The following is a 25,103-nucleotide window of genomic DNA, read 5'->3' as shown; positions in this document are numbered from 1 at the left end:
CTTATGTTACGGGTCGGCCCGCCACTAGCCGGAATGCTTTTGCCGGAAATACTCCACGGTGCGCGCCACACCCTCGTCGAGGTCGACGCGCGGGCGCCAACCCAAAACCTGCTCGGCCAAGCCGATGTCGAGGCAGGATCGCTTCAGGTCACCCAGCCGCGGTGGGTGGAATTCCGGGTCGTCGGGCGCGCCCACGGCGGCGGCGACGGCCGAATGCAGTTGGCGGTCAGAGGTTTCCACGCCAGTGCCGACATTGAATCGTTGGCCGCCGCCCGCCGGGCCGGAGGCCTTGACGAATGCGTCCACCACGTCGTCGACGAACACGTAGTCGCGGGTGTTGGAGCCATCGCCGAACACCTTCGTCGACTTGCCGGACAGCAGCGCCTGCGCGAAGATCGCGACCACACCGGCCTCGCCATGTGGATCCTGGCGGGGACCATACACATTGGCCGGGGCGATGTGCGAGCACTCCAGGCCGTAGAGATGGCGGAACGTGTTGAGGTAGATCTCGCCGGCCACCTTGCCCGCGGCATACGGCGACGCTGGGTCGGTGGGCACGGCCTCGGCGGTCGGATAGGTCGGCGGCGTTCCGTAGATCGACCCGCCCGACGAGGTGTGCACGATCTTGCGCACCCCGGTCTGCCGCGCCGCGTCGGCGATCCGCACGGTGCCGATCACGTTGACCGATGCGTCGAATTGCGGATCGGCCACCGAGTGACGCACGTCGATCTGAGCGGCCAGGTGGAACACCACCTCCGGCTGGTGCTCGGCGAAGATGGCCTGCAGATCGGCGGTGACGATGTCCGCTTCGACGAAGGCGAACTCGACCACCTCGACCAAGTGTTCGAGGTTGGTGGCCCGCCCAGAGGCATAGTTGTCCAGGCCGACGACGCTGTGGCCGTCGCTCAACAACCGGTCGACTAGCGTCGACCCGATGAACCCGGCAGCCCCGGTGACCAGTGCGCGCACCGGCTCACCATACCGACGGGCCGGCCGACTCCCGAAAGTGGCGCGGGCCGCCGTGGCGCTGGTCTCAATCCAACTGGTGATCCGCGGGATACTGGCGTTTCGCGGCTACTTCTATTGGGACGACTTCATTCTGGTTAGCCGGGCCGGCACCCATGGCCTGCTGACGCGAGAGTTTCTGTTCGACGACCACGACGGCCACGTCATGCCGGCCGCGTTCCTGGTCTCCGGGGCGATCACCCGGCTGGCGCCGCTGAATTGGATCGGACCGGCGATCAGCCTGGTGGTGCTGCAGCTGCTGGCTTCGCTGGCGCTGCTACGTGCGCTGCATGTGATCCTTGGCTGGCGGCCGGTGCTGCTCGTGCCGCTGACGTTCGCGTTGTTCTCCCCGCTGGGTGTGCCGGGCTTCGCCTGGTGGGCGGCCGCACTGAACTCGCTGCCGATGCTGGCGGCGTTGGCCTGGGTCTGCGCCGACGCGATCATGCTGGCGCGCACCGGGAATCAGCGGTACGCGCTCACCGGCGCCTTGGTGTACCTCGGCGGGCTGTTGTTCTTCGAGAAGGCCGCGGTGATTCCGTTCGTCGCGTTTGCGGTCACCGCGCTGCTGTTCCATGTGCAGGGCGAGCGCGCTCCGTTGCGCACGGTCTGGCGGGCCGGTTTCCGGCTGTGGGTGGTATCGCTTGCGCTGACCGCCGCGTGGATCGCGGTCTATCTGGCTGTGGTCAACCAGCGGCGCTGGAGTTCGGACCTGGCAATGACGTGGGATCTGTTGCGCCGCTCCATCACTCACGGCATCGTCCCCGGCTTGGCCGGAGGGCCGTGGGAGTGGGGCAGGTGGGCCCCGGCCTCGCCATGGGCGACTCCGACGACGTCGGTGATCGCGCTGGGCTGGCTGGTGCTGGCGGCAGGGCTGACAGTGTCGCTGGCGCGCAAGCAACGCATCGCGCCGGTGTGGCTGACCGCCGCCGGCTACGTGGTGGCCTGCCAGGTGCCGATCTATCTGATGCGTTCGTCGCGCTTCACCGCGCTGGAGTTGGCCCAAACTCTGCGCTATCTACCGGATCTCGTGGTGGTGCTGGCGCTGCTGACCGCGGTCGCGTTCTGCGCGCCCAACCGTCCTTCGTCACGCTGGCTTCACGCCTCCGCACTACGCACGACGATCGTCGCCGTGCTGGCGGCGGCGTTCGTGGCGAGCAGCTGCTATTCCACCGCGACGTTCTTGACGTCGTGGCGAGACAACCCCGCACAACCGTACGTGCAGAATGCGCGCCGCTATCTGTCTGACGCGCAAGCGAACTCGAGTGTGCCGCTGCTGGACCAGGAAGTCGACCCGCTGGTGCTCGGTCGGGTCGCCTGGCCCGAAAACCTTGCCAGTCACCTGTTCGCCCTGCTTCACGACCGCCCCGAATTCGGCTCGACGACAACGCAATTGAGAACACTGGATGCCCATGGCCGATTGGTCGACGCGCAGGTGACCTGGGTGCGCGCGATGGTTCCGGGTCCGGTACCGCAGTGCGGGTATCTCGTGCAGCCCGACCATCCGATCGAGATCGGACTCGACGGCCCCCTGCTACCGACGGACTGGACGGCCGAGGTCAACTACCTGGCCAACAGCGACGGCTCGATGACCGTCGCGCTGTCCGACGGGGCGGCCACCCGGGTTCCGGTGCATCCGGGGCTCAACCGGGTGTACGTGCGACTGCCCGGCGCGGGCAACGCGATCCGGGTGCGCGCCAACACGACGGCGCTGAGCGTGTGCATCGCGGCGGGGCCGGTTGGGTACGTGCTACCGCGCTGACGCTGCGGCTGGCCGGCAGGGTCGACGAAGATCTGAGCCACCTAGGAGAATCGAACTCCTGACCTGCTCATTACGAGTGAGCCGCTCTACCGACTGAGCTAAGGTGGCGTGCCCTGACGGGCGGGACGAGTCTACGGCAGGGCCAGTTGAGCACCCAAACTCAGTCGCGCAGCGCCTGACCGATCGTGGCCACCATCGCGTCGACCGCGAACTTGGGTTTGACGTTGATGGCCAGCGCCTCGCGGCACTCGAGCACCGCTTCGATGCAGCGCAGCAGCCGATCGGCCGGCACGTGTGCGGCCATCGACGCGATCTGCTCGGCCATGTCGGGATGGTTTGCTCGCGGACCCGGTGCGCTCGCGGCGACCAGCAGCGCGTCGCGGAAGTACGTGGCCAGGTCGATCAGCGCCCGATCCAACGCGTCACGCGACGCCCGAGTCTGACGCGACTTCTGCCGTCGCTCAAGGTCTTTCAATGCACCAGCGGACCCACGCAGCGCACCTGCGGCGCCCTTACCGGTACCTCCGGCACCCAGCGCCGTGCGCAGCTCCTCGGTCTCGGCCTCGTCGCGGTCAGCCGTCAAAACCGCCGCCTCGGCCTCGGCGGACGACACCAGCGCCTCGGCCGCAGCAAACGCCTTCGACCGGGTGGCGGCGTCGCGGGCCAACCCCAGCGCCTGTAGACGGCGGTCGCGGGCCTCCGAATCGGTGGCCAGCCGTCGAGCCCGACCGACGTGCCCGCCGCTGACCGAAGCCGCCCAGGTCGCGGTCTCGGCGGACAACCCGTCGCTGTCGATCAGCACCTGGGCGATGGCGTCCGGCTTCGGCGTCACCAGCGCGATGTGCCGACAGCGGGACCGCAGCGTGATCGCGATGTCCTCGGGGTCCACCGACGGCGCGCACAGCAGGAACACCGTCGACGGCGGCGGCTCCTCGACCACCTTCAACAAGGCATTCGCCGCGCCCTCGGTCAGCCGGTCGGCGTCCTCGATCAGCACGATCTGCCAGCGACCCGTGCTGGGCCGCCTGGACGCGACCTGGACGATCGCGCGCATCTCGTCGACGCCGATGGACAGCCCCTCCGGAATGACCCGGCGCACGTCGCCGTGCGTGCCCGCCATCGTCGTCGTGCAGGACCGGCATTCACCGCAGCCCGGAACGCCGTCAGACGTGCATTGCAGGGCCGCCGCAAAACACAGCGCGGCCACCGAACGCCCCGAACCGGGCGGGCCGGTGATCAGCCAGGCATGCGTCATCGCGGAGCTGTGAGTGGAATCACCGCGGGCCGCACCCGCGGCGGCAACCAGCTCGGCTTCCACCGCCTCCTGGCCAACCAGCCGCGCGAATACCCGTGACATCACCGGCAAGAGTAGTGGTCGCCGCCGACCATGCCGCATGATCAGCGAACGCGTACCGCCGTTTTGGCTACTTCTTCGTTGCCGTCGACCGATACGGTGGGCAGGTGAGCACGCCGGGGGCACTTCCTGGACGAATCCGCGGATTCGTCGAGTGGTTCGTGCGCACACCGTGGCCGGTGTTCACGCTGAGCCAGATGCAAGCCGACATCATCGGCGCGCTGTTCGTGCTTGGCTTTCTGCGGTACGCGTTGCCGCCGGAAGACCGCATCGAGCTGCAGCAGCTCCCGGCGCTGAACCTGGCCACGTTCACCGGGTCGATTTTGGTGCTGTTCGCGATCGGGACCGCGGTCAGCGCGCGTCTGCTGATACCGGTTTTCCGGTGGCAACGCCGCGACTCTCTGCTGACCGACTCCGACCCGGCCGCCACCGAGCTGGCTCGCAGCCGCGCGCTGCGGACGCCGTTCCACCGCACGGTGATCAACTTGGTGTCCTGGCTCGTCGGCGGAGTGATCTTCTTGGCGGCCAGCTGGCCGGTGGCCCATCACGCGGCGCCGGTGGTTGCCGTCGCCGTCGCCTTGGGCGCCACGGCCACCGCGATCATCGGCTACCTGCAGTCCGAACGCGTGCTGCGCCCGGTGGCTGTCGCCGCGTTGCGGGGCGGGTTGCCGGAGAACATCCGAGCCTCCGGGGTGATCGGACGGCAGATGCTGGCGTGGGCGCTGTCCACCGGTGTGCCGCTGCTGGCCATCGTGCTGGCCGTGGTCGGGGACAAGGCCTCATACCTGCATGGGCCACCGGAGAAGCTGTTGAACCCGATCCTGCTGCTGGCGCTGCTGGCGTTGGGCATCGGGCTGGCCAGCACGCTGCTGGTGGCGATGTCGATCGCCGACCCGCTGCGCCAGCTGCGCTGGGCGCTTGGTGAGGTGCAGCGCGGTAACTACAACGCGCACATGCAGATTTACGACGCCAGCGAGCTGGGTCTGCTGCAGGCCGGGTTCAACGACATGGTCCGCGACCTGTCCGAGCGGCAACGCCTGCGCGACCTGTTCGGTCGTTACGTCGGCGAAGACGTTGCCCGCCGGGCGCTGGAGCGCGGCACCGAGCTGGGCGGGCAGGAACGGGACGTAGCGGTGCTCTTCGTCGACTTGGTCGGCTCGACGAAACTGGCGTCGACACGGCCGCCGGCCGAGGTGGTCAATCTGCTCAACGAATTCTTCCGTGTCGTGGTTGACACCGTCGGGCGGCACGGCGGGTTCGTCAACAAGTTCCAGGGTGACGCCGCGCTGGCCATTTTCGGAGCGCCGATCGAGCACCCGGATGCCTCCGGGGGTGCGCTGGCCGCGGCCCGCGAACTGCATGACGAACTGCTGCCGGTAATCGGCTCTGCGGAATTCGGCATCGGCGTCTCGTCTGGTCGTGCCATCGCCGGCCACATCGGGGCGCTGGCCCGCTTCGAGTACACCGTGATCGGCGACCCGGTCAACGAGGCCGCCCGGCTGACCGAGCTGGCCAAGCTCGAGGAGGGCCATGTGCTGGCCTCGTCGGTCGCGGTCAGCAACGCTCTCGATGCCGAAGCGCTCTGCTGGGATGTGGCCGAGGTGGTGGCGTTGCGCGGTCGGACCGCGCCGACTCAGTTGGCCCGACCGCTGAATCTGGCCACGCCGGAAGACATGATCAGCGAAGAAGCCAGCGGTTAGCGGCCGTTGGGCGACAGCGTGAGATCGCTGGGCAGCAGCGGCCCGATGTCGAAGAACGGCTTGCCCTGCGGGTCCGGGGTGCCGACCGGGTCGTTGCCCAGGTTCAGCAGGTCGCTGAGGCCCGGAACGCTCGACGGTTGACCGCCCTGGAGCACCCCGGCGTCGGACTCGATGATGTTCTGCACCACCACAGAGCTTTCCGGCCCGCCCATCGTTTGCAGCAGGTCAGCGATCGACGGGCTGTTCGCGTCGGGGTTTTCGTGCGCGTTGTTGGAGAGCTGCATCGCGGGGACCTCGACGTCGCGCAGCGGCGGCGAGGACGGGGCGGCGATCAGAATGCTGACACCACCGAGCGCAACACCAGCGGTGATGCAGTATCGGACGGCCGGTCGCATTTCTCTCTCCTGGTGACGCGTGCCTAGTGCACGACGTGTTGAGGAGAACTATACCTGAGAACTGGCTGAGAATCACCATCTAATTCTCAAAAATCGCGAAAAACTTTGCTGAGGGTCCGCTCAGCCCCCCGACGGGGTCGAATATGCCCTGCTAGCTGCGCTTGGCGGCCTTTTTCGCGGCCGTCTTCTTGGCCGGCGCCTTCTTCGCCGCCTTCTTCGTGGCCTTCTTGACGGGGCCGCGGGCACGCCGGTCGGCGAGCAGTTCGGAAGCGCGCGCATCGGTGATCGACAGCACGTCGTCGCCCTTGCGCAGGCTGGCGTTGGTCTCACCGTCCGTGACGTACGGGCCGAACCGGCCGTCTTTGATCACCATCGGCTTGCCGGACGCCGGGTCGGTACCCAGTTCGCGCAGCGGGGGTGCGGCCGCGCCCTGCCGGCCGCGCCGCTTCGGCTCGGCGTAGAGCTTCAGCGCCTCCTCGAGCGTCACCGAGAAGATCTGGTCTTCGGTGGCCAACGATCGAGAGTCGGTGCCGCGCTTGAGATACGGGCCGTAACGACCGTTCTGCGCGGTGATCTCTTCGCCTGAGTCGGGGTCGACACCGACCACCCGAGGCAGCGACAACAGCTTGAGCGCGTCCTCGAGCGTCACGGTCTGCAGATCCATGCTGCGCAGCAACGACCCGGTGCGCGGCTTGGGACCGATGGGCTTCTTGCCCTTCTTGGCCGGCTGCCCGGCGGCACCGTCATCGTCGTCGTCCGGCTTGGGCAGCACCTCGGTGACGTAGGGGCCGTACCGGCCGTCCTTGGCGACGATTTCGTGCCCGGACTCCGGGTCGATCCCCAGCGAGCGCCCTTCCTGCGGCGTCGAGAAAAGCTCCTCGGCGACATCGAGGGTCAACTCGTCGGGAGTCAGCGAATCGTGCAGATTGGCGCGCTGCGGCGTCAGTTCACCGTCGTCGCCGACGACCATCCGCTCGAGGTAGGGCCCGTTCTTGCCGACCCGGACGTTGACCGCGCGGCCCTCGGCATCGTCAAACAGCTTGATGGAGTTGACTTCTCGGGCATCGATGCCTTCGAGGTTGACGCCGACCAGCTTCTTCAGGCCGCCGGAACGGGCGATCGAGTCGGCCACACCGTGCTCGCCGCCGAAGTAGAAGTTGTTGAGCCAGTTGCTGCGTCGCTCGGTGCCCGACGCGATCGCGTCGAGTTCGTCTTCCATCGCCGCAGTAAATCCGTAGTCGACCAGGCGGCCGAAATGCTGTTCCAGCAAACCGGTTACGGCAAATGCGACCCACGACGGCACCAGCGCGCTGCCCTTCTTGTGGACGTAGCCGCGGTCCTGGATGGTCTTGATGATCGACGAATACGTCGACGGCCGGCCGATGCCGAGCTCTTCGAGCGCCTTGATCAGCGAGGCCTCGGTGTAGCGGGCAGGCGGGTTCGTCGAGTGGCCGTCCGGGGTCAGCTCGGTGGCGTCCACCCGCTGGCCCTGGGTCAGATGCGGCAGCCGGCGCTCGGCGTCGTCGGCCTCACCACCGGCCAGCTCGTCGACGGTCTCGACATAGGCCTTGAGGAATCCGGCGAACGTGATGGTCCGGCCGCTGGCCGAGAACTGCAGTGCCCTTTTGGGGCCGCCCGTCTCGATTTCCCCGTTGATTCGCAGGCTCAGCGTGGTGCCGCGGGCATCGGCCATCTGCGACGCGACCGTGCGCTGCCAGATCAGCTCGTAAAGCCGGAAGTCGTCGCCGTCGAGTTCACGCCGCACCGCGTCGGGGGTGGCGAAGGTCTCCCCGGCCGGCCGGATCGCCTCGTGGGCTTCCTGCGCGTTTTTCACCTTGCGGGTGTACTGCCGCGCCGAGGGGTAGACGTACTCCTCACCGTAGAGCTGACGGGCCTGCGTGCGGGCCGCGTTGATCGCCGACTGCGACAGCGTGGTCGAGTCGGTACGCATGTAGGTGATGTAGCCGTTTTCGTAGAGCCGCTGGGCGATGCTCATCGTGCGCTCGGCGGAGAACCGCAGCTTGCGGCCCGCCTCCTGCTGCAGCGTCGACGTCATGAACGGCGGATACGGGCGACGGGTGTAGGGCTTCTCCTCGACCGACCCGACGGTCAGCTGCGATCCGCGCAGACCGGCGGCCAGCGACACGGCGCCGGCCTCGTCGAGCACGGTGACTTCGTCAGGCTTTCGCACGGCGCCCAGGGAGTCGAAGTCGCGGCCGGTCGCGACCCGCAGGCCGTCGACGGTGGTCAGCCGGGCGTTGAAGCTGGGCGGTGTGGCCGTGGGGTCGGAGACGCTGGCATCGAGTTCGGCGACCACGTCCCAATAGGCGGCGCTGCGGAACGCCATCCGGTCGCGCTCGCGCTGGACGATGATGCGGGTGGCCACCGACTGGACCCGGCCCGCGGACAGCTTGGGCGCCACCTTCTTCCACAGCACCGGGCTGACCTCGTAGCCGTACAGCCGGTCCAGGATGCGTCGGGTTTCCTGGGCGTCGACCAAGTCGGTGTCCAGGTCGCGCGGGTTGGCGGCGGCTTCCAGGATTGCCGGCTCGGTGATCTCGTGGAACACCATTCGCTTGACCGGAATGCGCGGCTTGAGGGTCTCCAACAGATGCCAGGCGATCGCTTCACCCTCGCGGTCACCATCTGTGGCCAGGTAGAGCTCGTCGACGTCTTTGAGCAGGCCCTTGAGCTCGGTGACGGTGCTCTTCTTGTCCGGGCTGATGATGTAGAGCGGTTCGAAGTCGTGGTCGACGTTCACCCCGAGCCGGGCCCAGGGCTCCGACTTGTATTTCGCGGGCACGTCGGCCGCCGCCCGCGGCAGGTCACGGATGTGCCCTCGCGACGACTCGACGATGTAGTTGGCGCCCAGGTAGCCGGCCAATTTGCGCGCTTTGGTCGGCGACTCGACAATGACGAGTCGCCGTGTGGCGCCATTTCCGCCGCCGTCAGCCACCTGTATTTACGCTCACTTTCACTTACTTCTACTTCCCCTGCCGGCCCGCTGATATTCACGATCCGCGATCTGCCAGCGTCAATCTACGGTGCCGTTCGGGCCGTAGACACCTGACAATGTGGCACCCGAGATGGGCCGACGCAAACCGACCCCCCGTTAGCGGACCGACTGATTCCCGCTAGACGTGCGGCCAGAACGGCAACGCCTCGGCGACCTCAGGGGGTTCCCCGACGTTCTCTACCAGGCGCGATAGGCGGCGGCGGCCGCTGATCCGCAGAGCGGGCCGAGCTCCGCGGGTGCCGATCAGGGTCGGCGCGATCCCGACGCGCATCAGCGCGGACGCCAGCGGTGAGTGGGTGTCCGGAGCGTGGGGGTCGAGTCCTAATAGATAACGGTCAACTTCCGGGCTGCCGGCGGCCAAGATCCAGGCCCGCAGCTCCCGCGGTCCGGGCAGCCACAGTGGTGGAACGGTCTTTGCCGCACCCCGTGTCCATTCAGCCGCCATCGAGCGCAGCCGGGCATCCACGTCGGTGCGGACCAGCGGGGTGTGTTCGTCGGTCTGGGTGATCTCGGCCGTCAACCCGGCCTCGTCGATCATCTGGCCCAGCGCCTCGGCGCGCCAGGCCTGATCGACCACCACCGACAACCGGGCCCCGGTGCCGACCGGGACGATCTGGCCGGCTGCCGCGAGCACCCCGGTGAGGTCGCTGACCGCAGGCGGCACCGACTCAGCCGAGAAGAACGACAGCTGGCTCACGACAACGACATTAAGCGCCAGGGCGCCGCGGCACGCCGCGGCGTGCGGGGCGCCGCGAAAGCAGATCGGGCAAGCAGCGAAAACCCCCCGAGCGAATCCGGTGATTCCGGACCGTGCGGGGGGTTGTCGTTACTCAGCTGCTCAGATGGAGCGGACGCCGGTGGCCTGGGGACCCTTGGGGCTTTGTCCGACCTCGAACTCGACGCGCTGGTTCTCCTCGAGGGTGCGGAAGCCGCTTCCCTGGATCTCCGTGTAGTGGACGAACACGTCGGCCGAACCGTCTTCGGGGGCGATGAAGCCGAATCCCTTTTCCGCGTTGAACCACTTCACAGTTCCCTGTGGCATTTCTCGATCTTTCCTTTACTACTCGGGTGCGGAGCATCACCTCGATGCTCCGGGCCCGTTCCGACCGCTAGACCTTGCTGAGTCGCCGGAACTTCACCCGACCTACAACCTCGCAGGAACCGCGGCCGCAACGTCGATCCTGCGAAAGTTTGACACGAACACAGAAGCTGCGACCGCAAACAGTCAACCATGTTCATCGCGCCAGCAACAGCCTCAGTCGCGCAATTGAGCTACCACTAGGTAAACAATTGAAGTGCGGCGCTGAAACCCCCGGTCGCAAACGGGTAATCGGCCGCAGTTTTCGGTGACGAGTTCGGATCAGGAGGCACTTAATCGTGGTGACATTCGGCAGCGAGTTGCTCGCCGCCGCGGTCGCCGGCACCGAAGCGGGCGAGCACCCGCTTCGCCATGTCGCCGAACTGCCGGCACGGCATGGCCGCCAACAGCCTTGGCCGACATGGGTCGAACCCGATGTGCTGCGCGCATTTACCGATCGTGGCGTCAGTTTGCCGTGGGCGCATCAGGTTCAGGCCGCCGACCTGGCGCACGGCGGGCATCACGTTGTTATCAGTACTGGCACGGCATCCGGGAAATCACTGGCCTACCAACTGCCCATCCTCAACGCGTTGTCGACCGATCCGCGGGCTCGAGCGCTCTACATTTCGCCGACGAAAGCGCTTGGCCACGACCAGTTGCGGGCCGCCCATGCCCTGACCGCGGCGATTCCGGGGCTTGGCGACGTCGCACCGACAGCGTATGACGGCGACAGCGCCGGCGAGATACGCCGATTCGCGCGCGAGCGCTCCCGCTGGGTGTTCTCCAATCCGGACATGGTCCATCTGGCGCTGCTGCGTAACCACGCCCGATGGGCGATGTTTCTGCGGAACCTCCGGTTTGTCGTCGTCGACGAATGTCATTACTACCGAGGCGTTTTCGGATCAAACGTGGCCATGGTGCTGCGCCGCTTACTGCGATTGTGTGCGCGTTACTCCCCCGACCCAGTCGTGCAGCCCACGGTGATCTTCGCCAGCGCAACGACATCCGCCCCGGGTGCAACCGCTACCGAACTCATCGGCCAACCGGTGTGCGAAGTCACCGAGGACGCCTCACCGCAGGGCGCCCGGACCGTGGCGTTGTGGGAGCCGGCGTTGCGCACCGACCTCACGGGCGAAAACGGCGCTCCGGTAAGGCGGTCCGCGGGCAGCGAGGCGGCGCGGGTGATGGCCGACCTGATCGCCGAAGGCGCACGTACGCTGACATTCGTCCGATCGCGCCGCGGTGCCGAACTGACCGCGCTGGCAACCCGCGCGCGACTGGAAGACATCGCCCCGCAACTGACCGAGACGGTGGCCTCATATCGCGCGGGCTATCTGCCCGAGGACCGCAACGCCTTGGAACAGGCGCTGCTCGACGGGCGGTTGCGCGGTCTGGCCACCACCAACGCACTGGAACTCGGCATCGACATCGCGGGACTGGATGCCGTGGTGCTGGCCGGCTTTCCCGGAACCGTCACATCGTTCTGGCAGCAGGCCGGCCGATCCGGCCGGCGCGGGCAAGGCGCGCTGGTGCTGCTGGTGGCCCGCGACGATCCACTGGACACCTATCTGGTGCACAACCCGGCCGCGCTGCTGGACAAGCCGATCGAGCGGGTGGTGATCGACCCGTCCAACCCCTACATCCTCGGCCCTCAGCTACTTTGTGCCGCAACGGAATTGCCTATCGACGATGCCGAGGCGCGGTCGCTTGCCGCCGAGAAGGTGGCCCGCGGACTGGTCGACGACGGACTGCTACGCCACCGCGCCGGCAAGTACTACCCGGCGCCTGGCGTCGATCCCCATCCGGCAGTGGACATTCGCGGATCGTCGGGCGGTCAGGTGGTGATCGTGGAGAGCGACACCGGTCGGCTGCTGGGTACCGCCGACACCGGCCGGGCCGCCGCCTCGGTGCATCCGGGTGCGGTGTATCTGCACCAGGGCGAGAGTTATGTGGTCGACTCGCTGGACTTCGACGAGGGCATGGCCTTCGTCCACGCCGAGGACCCCGGATATGCCACGTTCGCAAGGGAACTCACCGACATCGCCGTGACCGGCCCGGGCGAACGACTGGCTTTCGGACCGGTCACCCTGGGCCTGGTGCCGGTCAGCGTGACCCACCAGATGGTGGGCTATCTGCGGCGTCGGCTCAACGGCGAGGTGATCGACTTCGTCGAGCTGGCGATGCCGGCGCACACCCTGGAAACCGTCGCGGCGATGTACACCATTACGCCAGAAGAATTGGCCGACAACGGGATTGATTCGCTGCAGATCCCGGGCTCGCTGCACGCCGCCGAGCATGCCGCGATCGGCCTGCTGCCGCTGGTGGCCAGCTGCGATCGCGGTGACATCGGCGGATTGTCGACCGCCGTCGGCCCCGAAACCGACGGTCTGCCAAGTGTCTTCGTGTATGACGGCTTTCCGGGCGGCGCCGGGTTCGCCGAACAGGGCTTCCGACAGGCGAATACGTGGCTGGGCGCGACGCTCGCGGCAATCGAGGCGTGCGAGTGCCCGACGGGATGCCCGTCGTGCGTGCAATCGCCGAAGTGCGGCAACGGAAACGAACCGCTGGACAAGGCTGGCGCGGTCCGGGTGCTGCGACTGGTTCTCAGCGCGCTGGCAAAGGGAGCTCGGGCATACGGATGACGACCGACCCCTCGAACGGTCGACTTCCATATGACGGCGTCTTCGCAGCGTCAGCTATGAAAACGGTTTCCTCACTGCTGAAGAAACGTGCGCCCGTGGTGGGCGCAGCAGAAAAATACCTTCGGCCAGCAACCTGTGCAAGTTCATGACTCGGATGTCAATAAGACCCACAGGTGGCCCCAAGAAAAGCCCCGATGGATTCGACAGTGACGCAACGGGTTATCCACTGTCGCGCAGCTAAACTGCTGACCTATGACCGACGACTGGCTGCTGGTGGAGACGCTGGGCCGAGAACCAGCCGTTGTCGCGGTGGGTCGTCAACTGCAGAACCTCATTCCGATAACAGCGTTTTTGAAGCGCACCCCCGGGCGCGCGGCCATTCAGTCCGCGATCGCCGAGTCGATGCAAACGAGCAAAGGTCTGGTCAGCATCACGTCCAAGAAGGCTCGGGTCATCCGCACCGAGCCGATCGTGATGACCGACGGACGCATTCACGGCGTGCACGTCTGGAGCGGACCGTCCACCGACGAGCCGCCCGAGCGGCCCATCCCGGGCCCGCTGAAATGGGACATGACCCTCGGGGTGGCTACCGACACCGCGGAGTCGCTGACGAACATGGGCCGCAACGTCGAGCTCGAAGATCCCGAAGAGCGGGCGTTCGCGGAGTGCTGGCCGTCGGGTGACCTGAAGCCCAACGAAGGCCGGGCGCTGGCAGCGGCGGTCAGGTTCGAGCCCGATCGCACCATGTGCGACACCTGGGACGGCCGTGATTGGCAGGGCAACCCCATCCGGGTGAGCTTTGTCACCCGCAGCGGGCTCGAGGAAGGCGCCGACGGCCGCGAACACATGGTCGCGCGGGGCATGAATTGGCGGGCCGAACCTGCCGCGGCGCCGGCGTCGTCCGATCGGCTGGCCCAGCAGATCCTGCACGGGCTGGCCCAGCCTGGGGTGCACCGCGCGCTGTTCGATCTGCAGAGTTGGACGCTGCTGAAGTGGCTTGACGCCCCGTGCCCGTTCTACGACTGGCGTCGCATCTCGACCGACAGCCCGCGGATACATCCCGACGACGAAGCGAAGCGCACTGCGATGCGCACCGAGTTCGAAGCCGGGGCCGCCTGCGCCGTGCTGCGGATGCCGGCCCGTGACGGCGGTTGGGTGCCGGTGCACGTGACCGTCAACCGGGTAGAACTCGACACCGACACCTTTGCCGGACTGGTTTCGCTGCGCCTACCGACTCCAGCGGAGCTCGCCGCCGCGGGCCTGCCCGGCTAGGCCGGGCCGGCGCGCGCCGCGGCCCGCGCGTTGCCCCATCGCCCCACCGCCGTTTCGATCGTGACCACGACATCCAGGTCCTCGAGCGTGCAGGCGGCGACGCCGACCCGCATCGCGCGGGCCACGGCGGTGGCTTGGGCGCAGGCCGACTCGGCTCCGGTGGGCACCAGCGCCGCGCCCGCGAGCGCGGCCAAATCGGCCGCGGCCTGAGCCCGGTGCCGCGCCACCACCGCGGCGCCCACATACCCGCTGCCACCGGTGACCGTCAGCAACACGACCACCATGGCGGCGGCGACAACGGTGACCGACCCCCGGTCGTCACTGCGGTTCGACCGCGGCCACGCCCGTTGCCGAGATATGAAGTGCGTGAAGCAGATTCGACCGGACCGCCACGGTCGCGACGACGAAGTCACCGTCGCGGCGAATCCGCACGGCCGCGCCTCTCGGCGCGACTCCACGAGCGGCGGCGACCGCCGACCGCTCGTCACCACGCGCCGCCAACCGGGCGGCCTCACGCGCGGCGTCGATGCAGCGGACTTGCGCCGAGACCGCGGTGATACCGGCCAGGCACAGCATGAGCACCGCGACCAGGGTCGCGACGCCGAATGCCGCTTCCACGGTGGTCGCACCGGTGTCGTCGGCTAGGTCTTGGTGTTCAGCGCACGAGCGATGATGTTCGTCAACGCCGAGACAATCGAGTCGCCGGTCACCACCGCGTACAGCACCGCCGCAAAGGCCGCCGCGGCGATCGTGCCGATGGCGTATTCGACCGTCGACATTCCAGACTCGTCGGCCGCCAACACCGCCAGGCGCGCCCTCAATGTGTGAAACATGTTGCTCCTCTTCTTTTTCCGGTATCACAGCAATCCCGATTGCAGGAAGTCACCGGCCAGACCCGCGATGACGGGGACGATGCCCAGGCAGACGAAGGCCGGCAGGAAGCACAGGCCGAGCGGACCGGCGATCAGCACGCCGGCACGTTCGGCGGTGGCGGCGGCCGCGTGTACCGCGTCCTGGCGGCACTGTGCGGCGAGCCCGGAGACCGCATCGGCGAGTGCCGCTCCGGACGCCGACGACCGCCGGGCCAGCCGCAGCACCGCGTCGATCTGCGCGTCGGCGGAGCCCGGCGGCGCGGACCACGCGACGGCCGGATCGGCGCCCAGCGCCAGCAGGTCGGCTGCGCGACGTAGCACCAGCCCCAACTCCGGTGGCGCCGACGGGGCGGTCGCCGCGGCGGCAGTCGACACCGCCATCCCGGCGGCCAGGCACACCGAAAGCACATCGAGGCTCGAGGCGACCGCCAGCGGATCCGGCCCGCGCGTCACCGGTCGGGCCGCTTGCGGTTGACGGGCCAGCAGCGCGGCTCGGGCCCGAACAGCCGAAGGGCCGGCACTACCTAGTAATGCAGCGGCCAAAAGCATTGCCGCGGTCGCTATCACGCGACAGCTCGATCGGTGATGCGGTCTGCCCACAGCAGCCCGCCGCAGATCAGCGTCAGCCCGATGACCAGCAACCAGCCACCCAGCCCTCCACCGAGCAGGAACGGCAGCGGGTGCGCGCCGATCAGTTGCCCCATCACCACCGACAACACCGGCAGCGCGGCAAGGATGGTCGCAGTCGCGCGGGCGCCCGCCATCGCCGATCGCACGTGGCCCGAGAACCGCTGCCGCTCAGCGATATCGCGTTGTGCCGCGTGCATCAGCGCCGACATGGCCAGCCCGTGGTCGGTGGCCAATTGCCAGCACACCGCCAGCCGCTCCCACTGGGAGGCCAGCGCCGAAGTCTCCGCGACGCCACGCAGGCCCGCGGCGACGTCGGCGCCCAACCGGACCCGCGCGGCCACCGCGCGGCACGACATCCCGACGGGCCCGGCTGCCTCTTCCGCTGCGACGGCGAACGCCGCCGCGGGATGGGCTCCGATCCGCAGTTCGCCCACCAGCACCTCGATCGCGGACTCCATCGACCGGCTCTCATGTATCGCCCGGTCGCTGCGACGTCGACGCCGGTAGCGCAGGGACATTGTCGCGACCACTACGACGATCGCCAAAATGGTTGTCAGCGGCAGTAATACGATGCTAACGGCCAGCGAACAGGCCAACGTGAGTGGCAGAACTTGCGGTGGCAACATCTTGCGATCGGTACGAATCAGCCGCGACCGCGGTGACGACGGGAGCATCAACGCCGCAACGGATAACGCGCCGGCAGCGAGCACGATCATGACGACATCCGGCTTCGTACCAGTCGCCGAAAGTCGTCGATCTCGGCGCTGTATCCGCGGTCCGCGTGCCACACGGTGACCGCGCGCACCCGCTCGTCCGTGCGACGCAACACGGCAATTTCGGCCAGCCGCCGCCGGCCGTCACGATCGCGGGCGACATGAAGCAGCACCTGGACCGCTGCGGCCAATTGACTATGCAGCGCAGCACAATCCAGTCCGCCGAGAGCGCCTAGCGCCTCGAGACGAGCCGGGACTTCCCCGGGGCTGTTGGCGTGCACCGTGCCGGCGCCGCCGTCGTGACCGGTGTTGAGCGCGGCCAGCAGATCGACCACCTCGGCGCCGCGAACCTCGCCGACCACGATGCGGTCGGGCCGCATCCGCAACGCCTGGCGGACCAGTTGGCGCACGGTCACCTCGCCGATACCCTCCACGTTGGCGCCGCGCGCTACCAGGCGCACCAGGTGCGGATGTGGCGGTGCCAACTCGGCCGCGTCCTCGACACACACGATCCGCTCGTCGGCGGCCACCGCGTTCAGCATCGCCGACAACAGCGTCGTCTTGCCCGCGCCGGTCCCGCCGGACACCAGGAACGCCAGCCGCGCGGTGATGACGTCGTCGATCAACTCCGCCGCCGCCGCCGCGATGGCCCCTGCCGCAATCAACGCGGCGAGATCTTGGGTGACCGGTCGCAGCACCCGCAACGACAGGCAGGTGCCACCGGCAGCGACCGGCGGTAGCACGGCGTGCAGCCGGACCGCGAACCTACCCAGTCCAGTGAGCTGACCGTCGACCCATGGTTGCGCATCGTCGAGACGCCGGCCCGTCGCCAAGGCCAGCCGCTGCGCCAACCGCCGCACCGCGGCCTCGTCTGCGAAGCGAATACCGGTGCGTCGCAATCCCTTTCCATCGTCGATCCACACCGCGTCGGGCGCGGTGACCAGTACGTCGGTCGTATTGTCCGCGCACAGCAGCGGTTCCAAAATTCCCGCGCCGGTTAGCTCGGTCTGCAGTGTCCGCAGATTACTCAGCAACTCGGTGTCGCCGAGAACTCCGCCGGATTCGGCTCGGATCGCGTCGGCGACCACGTTCGGTCGCAGCGGAGCCGGCTCGGCCGCAAGCCGTTCGCGCACCCGGTCGATCAGAGAGTCGCTCACGCGGCGTGCACCTCGGGCCGATGCGTCGGTAGCACGGCGAGGACCTTGCGAGCAGCCGCGGCCAGCGCCGAACGTCGGCCTATCCGCAGGCCGGTGTGTTCGAGTTGTCCGGCCAATCCCGGGTGCGGCCGCATCGCCGCCAACAGCGGCACGCCCGCGATCGTCGCCACTTCCCCCGCGCTCAGCCCACCCGGTGATGGTCCCCGCACCACCAGGCCCAGGTTGGGATTGATCGCGGCGAGCACCGGCGCGATGGTCGCGGTCGCCGCGCAGGCCCGCACATCGCATGGGCTGACTACCACCACGAGATCGGCGATGTCCAAGGCGGTTTCGATGGCGTCCGTCATCCGACGCGCAAGGTCACACACGACTGTGACCCCGCCGCGCCGACCGGCGTCGAGCACGGATTGCACTGCGCCGCCGTCTAATTCGTAGGCGCACCGGGTGCCCGACAAGAAGCTCAGCCCGCGGTGCCGGGGTAGCGCGTCGCGCACGGCGGGCCAGGTGAGCCGTCCGCCCTGCAGTGCGAGGTCCGGCCAGCGCACGCCCGGAGCGGTCTCCGCTCCGATCAGTAGATCGATGCCGCCGGCCCAGGGGTCGAGGTCAACCAGCATCGGATCGGACGCCGTTCGCGCCAGCGCAGCGGCGAACAGCGACGCGCCGGCGCCACCGCACCCGCCGATCACCGCGACCACGGCGCCTCGGGTGCCATCGTCGCGGACCGACTCTGCGGCGTCGACGAGTTCGCGAATCAGATCATGCTCTTGTGCGGGCAATCTCAACACGCGCCGGGCACCCACCTCGATGGCCGCTGCCCAGGTTGGCGGCGGCGGGTCGTCGCCGGTCGCGACGACGATGTGCGCACGCCGCGGTAGCCCGCTGCGGGCGCAGCCAACGGCCGCCGCTTCGTCGAGCACCACCGCCGATGCCGCCGACCACGCCTTCCTACTCACCGGCAACGAGCCGGCGGCGTGGACCACCCGTAGGCCGACGGCCGCTGCCACCCGGTCGAGTTCGTCGCGCAGGACGGAATCGTCGAGCACCGCAAGGATCCCGCGGGCATCGGTGGTTGGCATCGGTCCACCGTGCCGCCGACACGTCGACGCGGCCAGTCGCGACAACAGAATTTGTGGACAACGTCGAGGCGATGCGGAGACGGTCCGGCTAAGGATTTACCCGACAAAAGGGACGACCCCCGCCAGGGGGGGAGGAGGCGAGGGTCGTCGTGTATCAGCCCCGGGGGGTCGGGCTGATACACCCTCGGCAAAGCCGAGTGACACTTACTATACACACGAGAGTGTCACGCAGCGCAAGGGTTGCGTTTGAAAGAAGCGTATGACCTTTAAGTAGCTGAACCAAACGTCTCGCTGGTCTCACGTGTTACTAGACCACTTTTGACCGGCGGTTTTACCGGCGGCATCGCAATTTGCCGACTTTCGCCCCTATGCTGGGGCGGTGACCGTTTCCGACTCGGCCGCTGACCAGCAAACATCGTCGACGCCCCCCGGTCCCAGTCCCCGCACCGCGGCATTTTTCGATCTCGACAAGACGATCATCGCCAAATCGAGCACGCTGGCGTTCAGCAAACCCTTCTTCGCGCAAGGGCTGATCAACCGCCGGGCCGTGCTCAAGTCGAGTTATGCGCAGTTTTTGTTTCTGCTTTCCGGTGCCGATCACGACCAGATGGACCGGATGCGGATCCACCTCACCAACATGTGCACCGGATGGGACGTCGAGCAGGTCAAGTCCATCGTCAACGAGACGCTGCACGACATCGTCACGCCACTGGTGTTCGCCGAGGCCGCCGACCTGATCGCCAGCCACAAACTGTGTGGCCGCGACGTGGTGGTGGTGTCGGCATCCGGCGAGGAACTCGTCGCACCGATCGCGCGCGCCCTGGGAGCCACCCACGCGATGGCGACCCGGATGGTGGTCGAAGACGGCAAGTACACCGGCGACATCGGGTTCTACTGCTTCGGCGAAGGCAAGGTGCAGGCGATTCGCGAGTTGGCCGCGCGCGAGGGCTATCCGCTCGAGCACTGCTACGCCTACTCCGACTCGATCACCGACATGCCGATGCTCGAGATCGTCGGGCATCCGAGCGTCGTCAATCCCGATCGCGCGCTACGTCGCGAGGCGAGTTCTCGCGACTGGCCGGTGCTGGAGTTTTCCCGGCCGGTGTCGTTGCGCGACCGCATCCCCGCGCCGTCGGGAGCAGCGGTCGCGACCACTGCGGCGGTGGGGATCAGCGCCCTGGCGGCCGGCGCGCTGACCTACTCGGTGTTGCGGCGGTTGTCGCTGTAGCTACACACAGCAAACTTTTAGCGTCACGGCTGCGCATCGTTTTGACGGTTTCATGATAATTGACTCTTGATGTGACCGGGGTCACGGAGTACAAAGGACTCACGGAAGCCCGTACGGCCAAGGTCGATCCAGAAGAGAAGGGTCGATCTCCCGGACAGGGCAACCGAGCACGGTTCTCGGCACCCACGCGGAGTCATAGCCGCGATAATGGCAGAAGTGTTGCGGGCCTGCGTAATTGCGAAGAGTGGATGGGATCACGGCCCTTTGGGTGGGGCGGTAACCGGAAGCGTCGCGAGAACGCCGAGGCCATCCCACGCAGCCCACAGGTGCACGCATGGTAACCGAGATCCGTGCTAGCGGGCGGCGAGCCGAAAGCCTTCGGTACGCCGCCCGCTTTATCAATTCTGGTGCCCGCTCCCGCCCTGCTCGGTGAGGGTTTCAGCAATCGTCAACGCCTCCTGCGCGCCGGTGCGCATCGCCCGGCAGGACAGCACCAACCACTTGGTCATGCCTTCGGGCTTTCCGGACGCGAACCCGGCCGCGGCCTCGCGGTAATCGGCGGCGCGACGCATCCATCCCACCTCCGGCACACCCAACCCGTGCGGATCGAGTCCGGTGGCGATCGTCACCAGTCGGGACACCGCACGCGCGACCACTCCGTCCGCGGTACCGAACGGCGCGAGGGTCAGCAATTCACCATGAGCGACGGCGGCGATCACCGGTGCCGGCGCGCGGGTGCCGCCGGACACGATCTGCGCGAGCAGTTCCAGGCGGGGCCCGACATCGGCGTCGGCGCGCGGCCGGCCCAGCCGGCTCTCGTCGACGCGATCGGCGGCGGCCAGCATGTGCAACCGGGCCAGGGCCTGAAGCGGGGCGCGCTGCCACACCCCGACCAGGTTGGTCTCGCCACCCTCCAGGGCCTGCGCGACGCGCAGGGCTCCGGCGAACACGGGGTCGCTGACGACCGTGACGTCGATGTCGTCGAGTTTGTGGCCGCCGCCGTCCAGCACCGCCGACGCCCGCGCCGATCGCAGCGCCGCTTCGGCGGCGGTGACGGGCCATCGCCGCAGGTTGGCGCGGTGCCGGTGCGCGCGGCCGAGAGCTTCGCGGGCCTGGTCGCTGGCGGCGGCGACACCGGGCAGCTCCATCAGCGGGGCGAGCGGATCAGTGCTCATCGGCGCCGCTCCTCCTGCCCTCTCTTCATCGGACTGCTCCGCTTATCGTCACCGGCGCAAGTCATTGCGCCGCTCAGGATAGGCCAGCGCCGGCGCGGGGAATCGCGGCCAGCAGCTGGCGGGTGTACTCGTGCTGCGGGCGGGTGAAGACGTCCTCGGTGGCCGCGTGCTCGACCACCCGACCGGCCCGCATCACCATCACCTCGTCGGCGATCTGCCGGATCACCGCCAGGTCGTGGCTGATGAACAGGTACGTCAGGCCCAGCTCGGCCTGCAACTCGGCGAGCAGTTCGAGGATCTGAGCCTGCACCACCACGTCGAGCGCGGAGACCGCTTCGTCGCAGACCACCACCTCCGGCTTGAGCGCCAAGGCCCGCGCGATCGCGACACGCTGACGCTGTCCTCCAGACAGCTCGCGCGGGCGCCGGTTCAGTAGCGACGCGGGCAGCGCGACCCGCTCGGCCACCTCACGAACGGTCTGCCGTCGTTGGTGACGGTCCCCGATCCGGTGGATCCGCAGCGGCTCCTCGATGATGCGGGCCACCGAGTACATCGGATCCAAACTGCCGTAAGGATTTTGGAATACCGGCTGCACTCTGCGGCGAAACGCGAACGTCTGTCGCCGGTTCAACGACGAGATATCGAGCCCGTCGAAAACCACTGTGCCGGAGCTTGGTTGCAGCAGACCCAACACCATCCGGGACAGGGTGGACTTGCCGGATCCGGATTCGCCCGCCAGCGCCAGTGTGGTGCCTCGCCTGAGCCGAAACGACACGTCGTCGACGGCACGCACCTCGGTCGTACGCCACGGAACCCCGTGCGACGACCGGTAGATCTTGCTCAGCCCGGATGCGACGATCACGTCGGGAGATTGCAGAACCGGCTTTTTGGCTGGCGCGGGGCGCAAAGACGGTACGGCAGCCACCAGTCGCTGCGTGTAGGGGTGCTGTGGATCGCGTAGAATCGCTTGGGCCGCATCGGCTTCCACGACCTGGCCCTGGTGCATGACGATCAGCCGCTCGGCTCGCTCGGCGGCCAAGGCCAGGTCATGGGTGATCAGCAGCACCGCTGTGCCGAGATCGCCGGCGAGTTGCTGCAGGTGGTCGAGCACTCGACGCTGCACGGTGACGTCCAGCGCCGAGGTCGGCTCGTCGGCGATCAGCAGCCGCGGCCGGCCGGCCAGCCCGATCGCGATCAGGGCCCGCTGGCACATTCCGCCGGACAGCTGGTGCGGGTACTGCCGGGCGCGGTGCGCCGGATCCGGCATGCCGGCGTCGGCCAGCAATTCGTCGGCACTACGCTTGATATTGTTGGCGCGCAACGCCTCTCGTACTTGGAAGCCGATCCGCCAGACCGGGTTCAGGTTGGTCATCGGATCCTGCGGCACATAGCCGATCCCGCTGCCCCGGATCGCGCGGAGTTGCCGTCGACCGGCGGAGGTGAGGTCGACCCCGTCGAACTCGATGCGGCCCGCGGTGATTCGGCCGCCGGGTGGGAGAAGCCCCAGGATCGCCGCGGCCGTCGTCGACTTGCCCGAACCCGACTCGCCGACGATCGCCACGGTCTGACCGGCCTGTACCGCGAGCTCGACGCCGCGCACCGCGAGGGCGTCACCGAAGCGGACCTCCAGGCCGGTGACGCTCAGCAGCGGGTCAGCGGTGTTCATGGGCGCCGCTTCTCCTCGTCGCTACGCTCCGCATCGTCGCCGGCGCAGTCACAGTCGCCACGCCCGCGACGAAGGATCCAGGGCGTCACGCAGCACGTCGCCCATGATCATGAATGCCAACACCGTGATCGCCAGCGCGCCAGCGGGATAGAACAGGATCGGCGATCCGGCGCGCAGCCGAATCTGGTCGACGCTGATGTCGCCGCCCCATGACACCACCGACGGCGGCAACCCGACACCGAGGTATGACAGCGTGGCCTCGGTGACGATGAACAAGCCGAGCGCGATCGTCGAGACTGCGATCACGGGACCGATTGCATTGGGCAGCACGTGCCGCAGCAGGATCCCAAACCTGTTCATCCCCAACGCCTTCGCCGCCAGCACATAGTCGCTGCCGCGAACCGCGAGCACAGCGCCGCGGGTGATGCGGGCGATCTGCGGCCAGCCGAACAGGGCGAGGATCGCGATCACCGTCCATACCGTGCGGTGGTGCATGACCTGCATCAGCACAATGGCGGCCAGCAGCAACGGAATTCCGAAGAACACGTCGGCAACGCGGGACACGATCGCGTCGAGCCAGCCGCCGTAGAAGCCGGCCAGGGCACCCAGCGCGCCCCCGGCCACGAACACCAGCAGGGTGGCACCGAGCCCGACGGTGATCGAGGCGCGGGCGCCGTAGATGGTCCGGGCGTAAATGTCGTGTCCCTGCAGGTCGGTGCCGAACCAGTGCGCCACCGAGGGCGCGAGCAGGCTCTGGTCGGGGTTGGCGTAGCCGGGGTCGGCTGCGGTGAACAACGACGGGCACACGGCGACCAGCAGGACGAGCGCGATCAGAGCCGCGCTGATGACGAATTGCGGGCGCCGCCATAGCGTGCGCCACATGTCACACCACAGACCCTTGCCATCGGGCGAATCAGCCATAACGGATCCTGGGGTCGAGCGCCGCGTAGAGAAGATCGACCGCGAGGTTGGTGACGAGATACACGACGACCAGCACCGTGACGATCGACACCACGGTCGGCGCTTCCTGACGAGTCACCGCCTGATACAGCACGCCGCCGACACCGTGGATGTTGAAGATGCCTTCGGTGACGATGGCACCGCCCATCAGCGCGCCGAGATCGGCACCGAGGAACGTCACCACCGGGATCAGCGAATTGCGCAGGATATGCACGGCGACCACGCGTGGCCGCGACAACCCCTTCGCGGTGGCGGTGCGGACAAAGTCGGCGTGCGCATTGTCGGCCACCGCGGACCGGGTCAGCCGCACGACGTACGCGAACGACACCGCGCCGAGGACGACGCCGGGCAACAGCAGCCGGGCGAATGTCGGCTGGTCGCCCACCGTCACCGCGGCGACACCCAGGCGGACCCCGAAGACGAACTGCGCGAGGAACCCCAACACGAAAATCGGCACGGCGATCACGACCAGGCTGACGATCAGCACCCCGGCGTCGAAGAACCCACCTTTGCGCAGCCCGGCGATCACGCCGAACCCGACCCCGAACACCGTCTCCACGGTCAGCGCAACCAACGCCAATGTGAAGGTCACCGGAAATGCCTGCGCCAGAACGGTGCTGACCGGAAGACCGGAGTACGCGTGGCCGAGGTCGCCGTGCAGGACCCCACCGAGGTAGTGGAGGTACTGCAGCCAGAACGGGTCGTCGAGGTGGTATTGCGCACGCAGGGCCGCCGCGACCGCGGGGCTCAGCGGGCGATCGCCGCCCAATGCCGCAATCGGATCGCCGGGCAGCAGAAACACCATGCCGTAGATCAGCAGGGTGGCACCCAAGAAGACCGGGACCATCGCCGCGACACGTCGCACCAGATACCAACCCACGTCAGGCCTTCACGATGTGTTCATAGTCGGGCAGCCCGTTCCAGGTCAGCGTGACGTGACTGACCGCGGATGACCGTCCTGCTACCGCGACCGTGTACCACAGCGGAACGACGGCCATGTCCTGCAACAGGATTCGCTGCGCAGCGTTGGCAAGCGAGTACGACTGCGGCAAGTCCGCGGCGGCCTCGGCGGCGGCGATCCCGGCGTCGAACCGCGGATTGGAGTAGCCGACGTCATTGGCGCCCGCATCGGTGACGAACAACGGCTCCAGGAATTCAAGCATCGACGGGAAGTCGCCCTGCCAGCCGGCCCGGAACGCCGTGTTGATCGTGCGGCTGGTGATCTGAGTCCGAAAGCCGGCGAACGTGGGCTGCGGCGCGCCGACGGCGTCGATGCCCAGCGTGTTCTTGATGCTGTTGGCCACCGCATCCACCCACTCCTGATGAGAGCCGTCGGCGTTATAGGAAATCGCGTATCTGCCAGACCATTTCGAGATCGCATCGGCCTGCGACCACAGCGTCCGAG

General features: G+C 67.8%; 22 protein-coding genes, 1 tRNA gene and 1 pseudogene. 5 read left to right on the top strand and 19 right to left on the bottom strand.

Annotated elements, in window-relative coordinates; translation table 11 throughout:
* Positions 1 to 24: 24 nt before the first annotated feature.
* On the bottom strand, positions 25 to 969 hold the full coding sequence (locus A5658_RS23385) for an NAD-dependent epimerase/dehydratase family protein (RefSeq protein ID WP_067340991.1): 945 nt from the start codon (positions 967 to 969) through the stop codon (positions 25 to 27).
* On the opposite strand from A5658_RS23385, the gene A5658_RS23380 reads away from it, so the two are divergent.
* Positions 935 to 2,764 (top strand): hypothetical protein, encoded by a 1,830-nt coding sequence (locus A5658_RS23380; RefSeq protein WP_067340839.1) that lies wholly within the window; start codon positions 935 to 937, stop codon positions 2,762 to 2,764. The genes A5658_RS23385 and A5658_RS23380 overlap by 35 nt on opposite strands.
* A gap of 35 nt (positions 2,765 to 2,799) precedes the next feature.
* Here the strand turns inward: A5658_RS23380 and A5658_RS23375 are convergent.
* Together A5658_RS23375 and A5658_RS23370 are read right to left on the bottom strand one after the other, a co-directional pair.
* Positions 2,800 to 2,872, bottom strand: a tRNA-Thr gene (locus A5658_RS23375).
* Between the two features lie 52 nt (positions 2,873 to 2,924).
* Entirely contained in the window at positions 2,925 to 4,121 is a 1,197-nt protein-coding gene (locus tag A5658_RS23370; RefSeq protein ID WP_067340837.1) for a DNA polymerase III subunit delta', read from the bottom strand.
* Between the two features lie 104 nt (positions 4,122 to 4,225).
* Here A5658_RS23370 and A5658_RS23365 point away from each other — a divergent pair, with 104 nt between their 5' ends.
* Positions 4,226 to 5,818, top strand: coding sequence for an adenylate/guanylate cyclase domain-containing protein (locus tag A5658_RS23365; RefSeq protein ID WP_067340834.1), 1,593 nt, complete (start codon positions 4,226 to 4,228; stop codon positions 5,816 to 5,818).
* On the opposite strand, the gene A5658_RS23360 is transcribed toward A5658_RS23365, so the two are convergent.
* The 4 genes from A5658_RS23360 to A5658_RS23345 all read right to left on the bottom strand — a co-directional run bounded on the left by A5658_RS23360 (position 5,815) and on the right by A5658_RS23345 (position 10,271).
* Positions 5,815 to 6,213 (bottom strand): hypothetical protein, encoded by a 399-nt coding sequence (locus tag A5658_RS23360; protein WP_067340831.1) that lies wholly within the window; start codon positions 6,211 to 6,213, stop codon positions 5,815 to 5,817. The genes A5658_RS23365 and A5658_RS23360 overlap by 4 nt on opposite strands.
* A gap of 151 nt (positions 6,214 to 6,364) precedes the next feature.
* Positions 6,365 to 9,175, bottom strand: coding sequence for a type I DNA topoisomerase (gene topA / locus A5658_RS23355; RefSeq protein ID WP_067340829.1), 2,811 nt, complete (start codon positions 9,173 to 9,175; stop codon positions 6,365 to 6,367).
* A gap of 172 nt (positions 9,176 to 9,347) precedes the next feature.
* A complete protein-coding gene (locus tag A5658_RS23350) occupies positions 9,348 to 9,926 on the bottom strand; it encodes a hypothetical protein (RefSeq protein WP_067340827.1) in 579 nt (192 codons plus the stop codon).
* A gap of 141 nt (positions 9,927 to 10,067) precedes the next feature.
* On the bottom strand, positions 10,068 to 10,271 hold the full coding sequence (locus A5658_RS23345; RefSeq protein WP_003925183.1) for a cold-shock protein: 204 nt from the start codon (positions 10,269 to 10,271) through the stop codon (positions 10,068 to 10,070).
* Positions 10,272 to 10,606: 335 nt separating this feature from the next.
* Between A5658_RS23345 and A5658_RS23340 the strand changes: the two genes are divergently transcribed.
* Together A5658_RS23340 and A5658_RS23335 are read left to right on the top strand one after the other, a co-directional pair.
* On the top strand, positions 10,607 to 12,949 hold the full coding sequence (locus A5658_RS23340) for a DEAD/DEAH box helicase (protein WP_067340824.1): 2,343 nt from the start codon (positions 10,607 to 10,609) through the stop codon (positions 12,947 to 12,949).
* Between the two features lie 252 nt (positions 12,950 to 13,201).
* Positions 13,202 to 14,221: a PAS domain-containing protein gene (locus A5658_RS23335; protein WP_067340821.1), complete on the top strand. Its 1,020-nt coding sequence runs from the start codon at positions 13,202 to 13,204 to the stop codon at positions 14,219 to 14,221.
* On the opposite strand, the gene A5658_RS23330 is transcribed toward A5658_RS23335, so the two are convergent.
* From A5658_RS23330 to ssd, 7 genes are read right to left on the bottom strand one after another with little or no spacing between them, the layout of a single operon-like run.
* Positions 14,218 to 14,505 carry an Rv3654c family TadE-like protein gene (locus tag A5658_RS23330; RefSeq protein WP_067340818.1) on the bottom strand — a complete coding sequence of 96 codons (288 nt, stop codon included), beginning with the start codon at positions 14,503 to 14,505 and terminating at the stop codon, positions 14,218 to 14,220. The two genes, A5658_RS23335 and A5658_RS23330, sit on opposite strands and share 4 nt — an antisense overlap.
* Positions 14,506 to 14,539: 34 nt before the next feature.
* Positions 14,540 to 14,839 carry a TadE family type IV pilus minor pilin gene (locus A5658_RS23325; RefSeq protein ID WP_067340816.1) on the bottom strand — a complete coding sequence of 100 codons (300 nt, stop codon included), beginning with the start codon at positions 14,837 to 14,839 and terminating at the stop codon, positions 14,540 to 14,542.
* A gap of 23 nt (positions 14,840 to 14,862) precedes the next feature.
* Complete coding sequence (locus A5658_RS23320) at positions 14,863 to 15,054, bottom strand: DUF4244 domain-containing protein (RefSeq protein ID WP_067340810.1); 192 nt, start codon at positions 15,052 to 15,054, stop codon at positions 14,863 to 14,865.
* A 24-nt stretch (positions 15,055 to 15,078) separates the two neighbouring features.
* Positions 15,079 to 15,657: a type II secretion system F family protein gene (locus A5658_RS23315; protein WP_197503202.1), complete on the bottom strand. Its 579-nt coding sequence runs from the start codon at positions 15,655 to 15,657 to the stop codon at positions 15,079 to 15,081.
* Positions 15,657 to 16,439, bottom strand: a complete 783-nt coding sequence (locus tag A5658_RS23310) for a type II secretion system F family protein (protein WP_067340805.1) — start codon at positions 16,437 to 16,439, stop codon at positions 15,657 to 15,659. Before A5658_RS23310 ends, A5658_RS23315 begins: the two co-directional genes overlap by 1 nt.
* Positions 16,436 to 17,593 carry a TadA family conjugal transfer-associated ATPase gene (locus A5658_RS23305; protein WP_067340803.1) on the bottom strand — a complete coding sequence of 386 codons (1,158 nt, stop codon included), beginning with the start codon at positions 17,591 to 17,593 and terminating at the stop codon, positions 16,436 to 16,438. The genes A5658_RS23310 and A5658_RS23305 overlap by 4 nt, the downstream gene beginning before the upstream one ends.
* On the bottom strand, positions 17,590 to 18,669 hold the full coding sequence (gene ssd, locus A5658_RS23300; protein ID WP_067340800.1) for a septum site-determining protein Ssd: 1,080 nt from the start codon (positions 18,667 to 18,669) through the stop codon (positions 17,590 to 17,592). The genes A5658_RS23305 and ssd overlap by 4 nt, the downstream gene beginning before the upstream one ends.
* 379 nt (positions 18,670 to 19,048) lie before the next feature.
* Between ssd and A5658_RS23295 the strand changes: the two genes are divergently transcribed.
* Positions 19,049 to 19,897, top strand: coding sequence for an HAD-IB family hydrolase (locus A5658_RS23295; RefSeq protein WP_067340797.1), 849 nt, complete (start codon positions 19,049 to 19,051; stop codon positions 19,895 to 19,897).
* A 398-nt stretch (positions 19,898 to 20,295) separates the two neighbouring features.
* Here the strand turns inward: A5658_RS23295 and A5658_RS23290 are convergent, their stop codons facing one another.
* The 5 genes and pseudogenes from A5658_RS23290 to A5658_RS28560 all read right to left on the bottom strand — a co-directional run.
* Positions 20,296 to 21,072: an oxidoreductase gene (locus tag A5658_RS23290; RefSeq protein ID WP_067340794.1), complete on the bottom strand. Its 777-nt coding sequence runs from the start codon at positions 21,070 to 21,072 to the stop codon at positions 20,296 to 20,298.
* Between the two features lie 73 nt (positions 21,073 to 21,145).
* The gene (locus A5658_RS23285; protein WP_067340791.1) at positions 21,146 to 22,738 is read right to left on the bottom strand and encodes an ABC transporter ATP-binding protein; all 1,593 of its coding nucleotides are present in this window, start codon (positions 22,736 to 22,738) and stop codon (positions 21,146 to 21,148) included.
* A 48-nt stretch (positions 22,739 to 22,786) separates the two neighbouring features.
* Complete coding sequence (locus A5658_RS23280; RefSeq protein WP_067340788.1) at positions 22,787 to 23,659, bottom strand: ABC transporter permease; 873 nt, start codon at positions 23,657 to 23,659, stop codon at positions 22,787 to 22,789.
* Positions 23,652 to 24,578, bottom strand: a complete 927-nt coding sequence (locus tag A5658_RS23275; protein WP_067340787.1) for an ABC transporter permease — start codon at positions 24,576 to 24,578, stop codon at positions 23,652 to 23,654. The genes A5658_RS23280 and A5658_RS23275 overlap by 8 nt, the downstream gene beginning before the upstream one ends.
* A 1-nt stretch (position 24,579) precedes the next feature.
* Positions 24,580 to 25,103 (bottom strand): annotated as a pseudogene (locus tag A5658_RS28560) (ABC transporter substrate-binding protein); the annotation flags it as partial.

Origin of the sequence: Mycobacterium sp. 1245111.1, assembly GCF_001673405.1 — a bacterium.
In the GTDB taxonomy this organism is placed as follows: domain Bacteria; phylum Actinomycetota; class Actinomycetes; order Mycobacteriales; family Mycobacteriaceae; genus Mycobacterium.
This window is presented reverse-complemented; position numbering and strand designations above follow the sequence as displayed.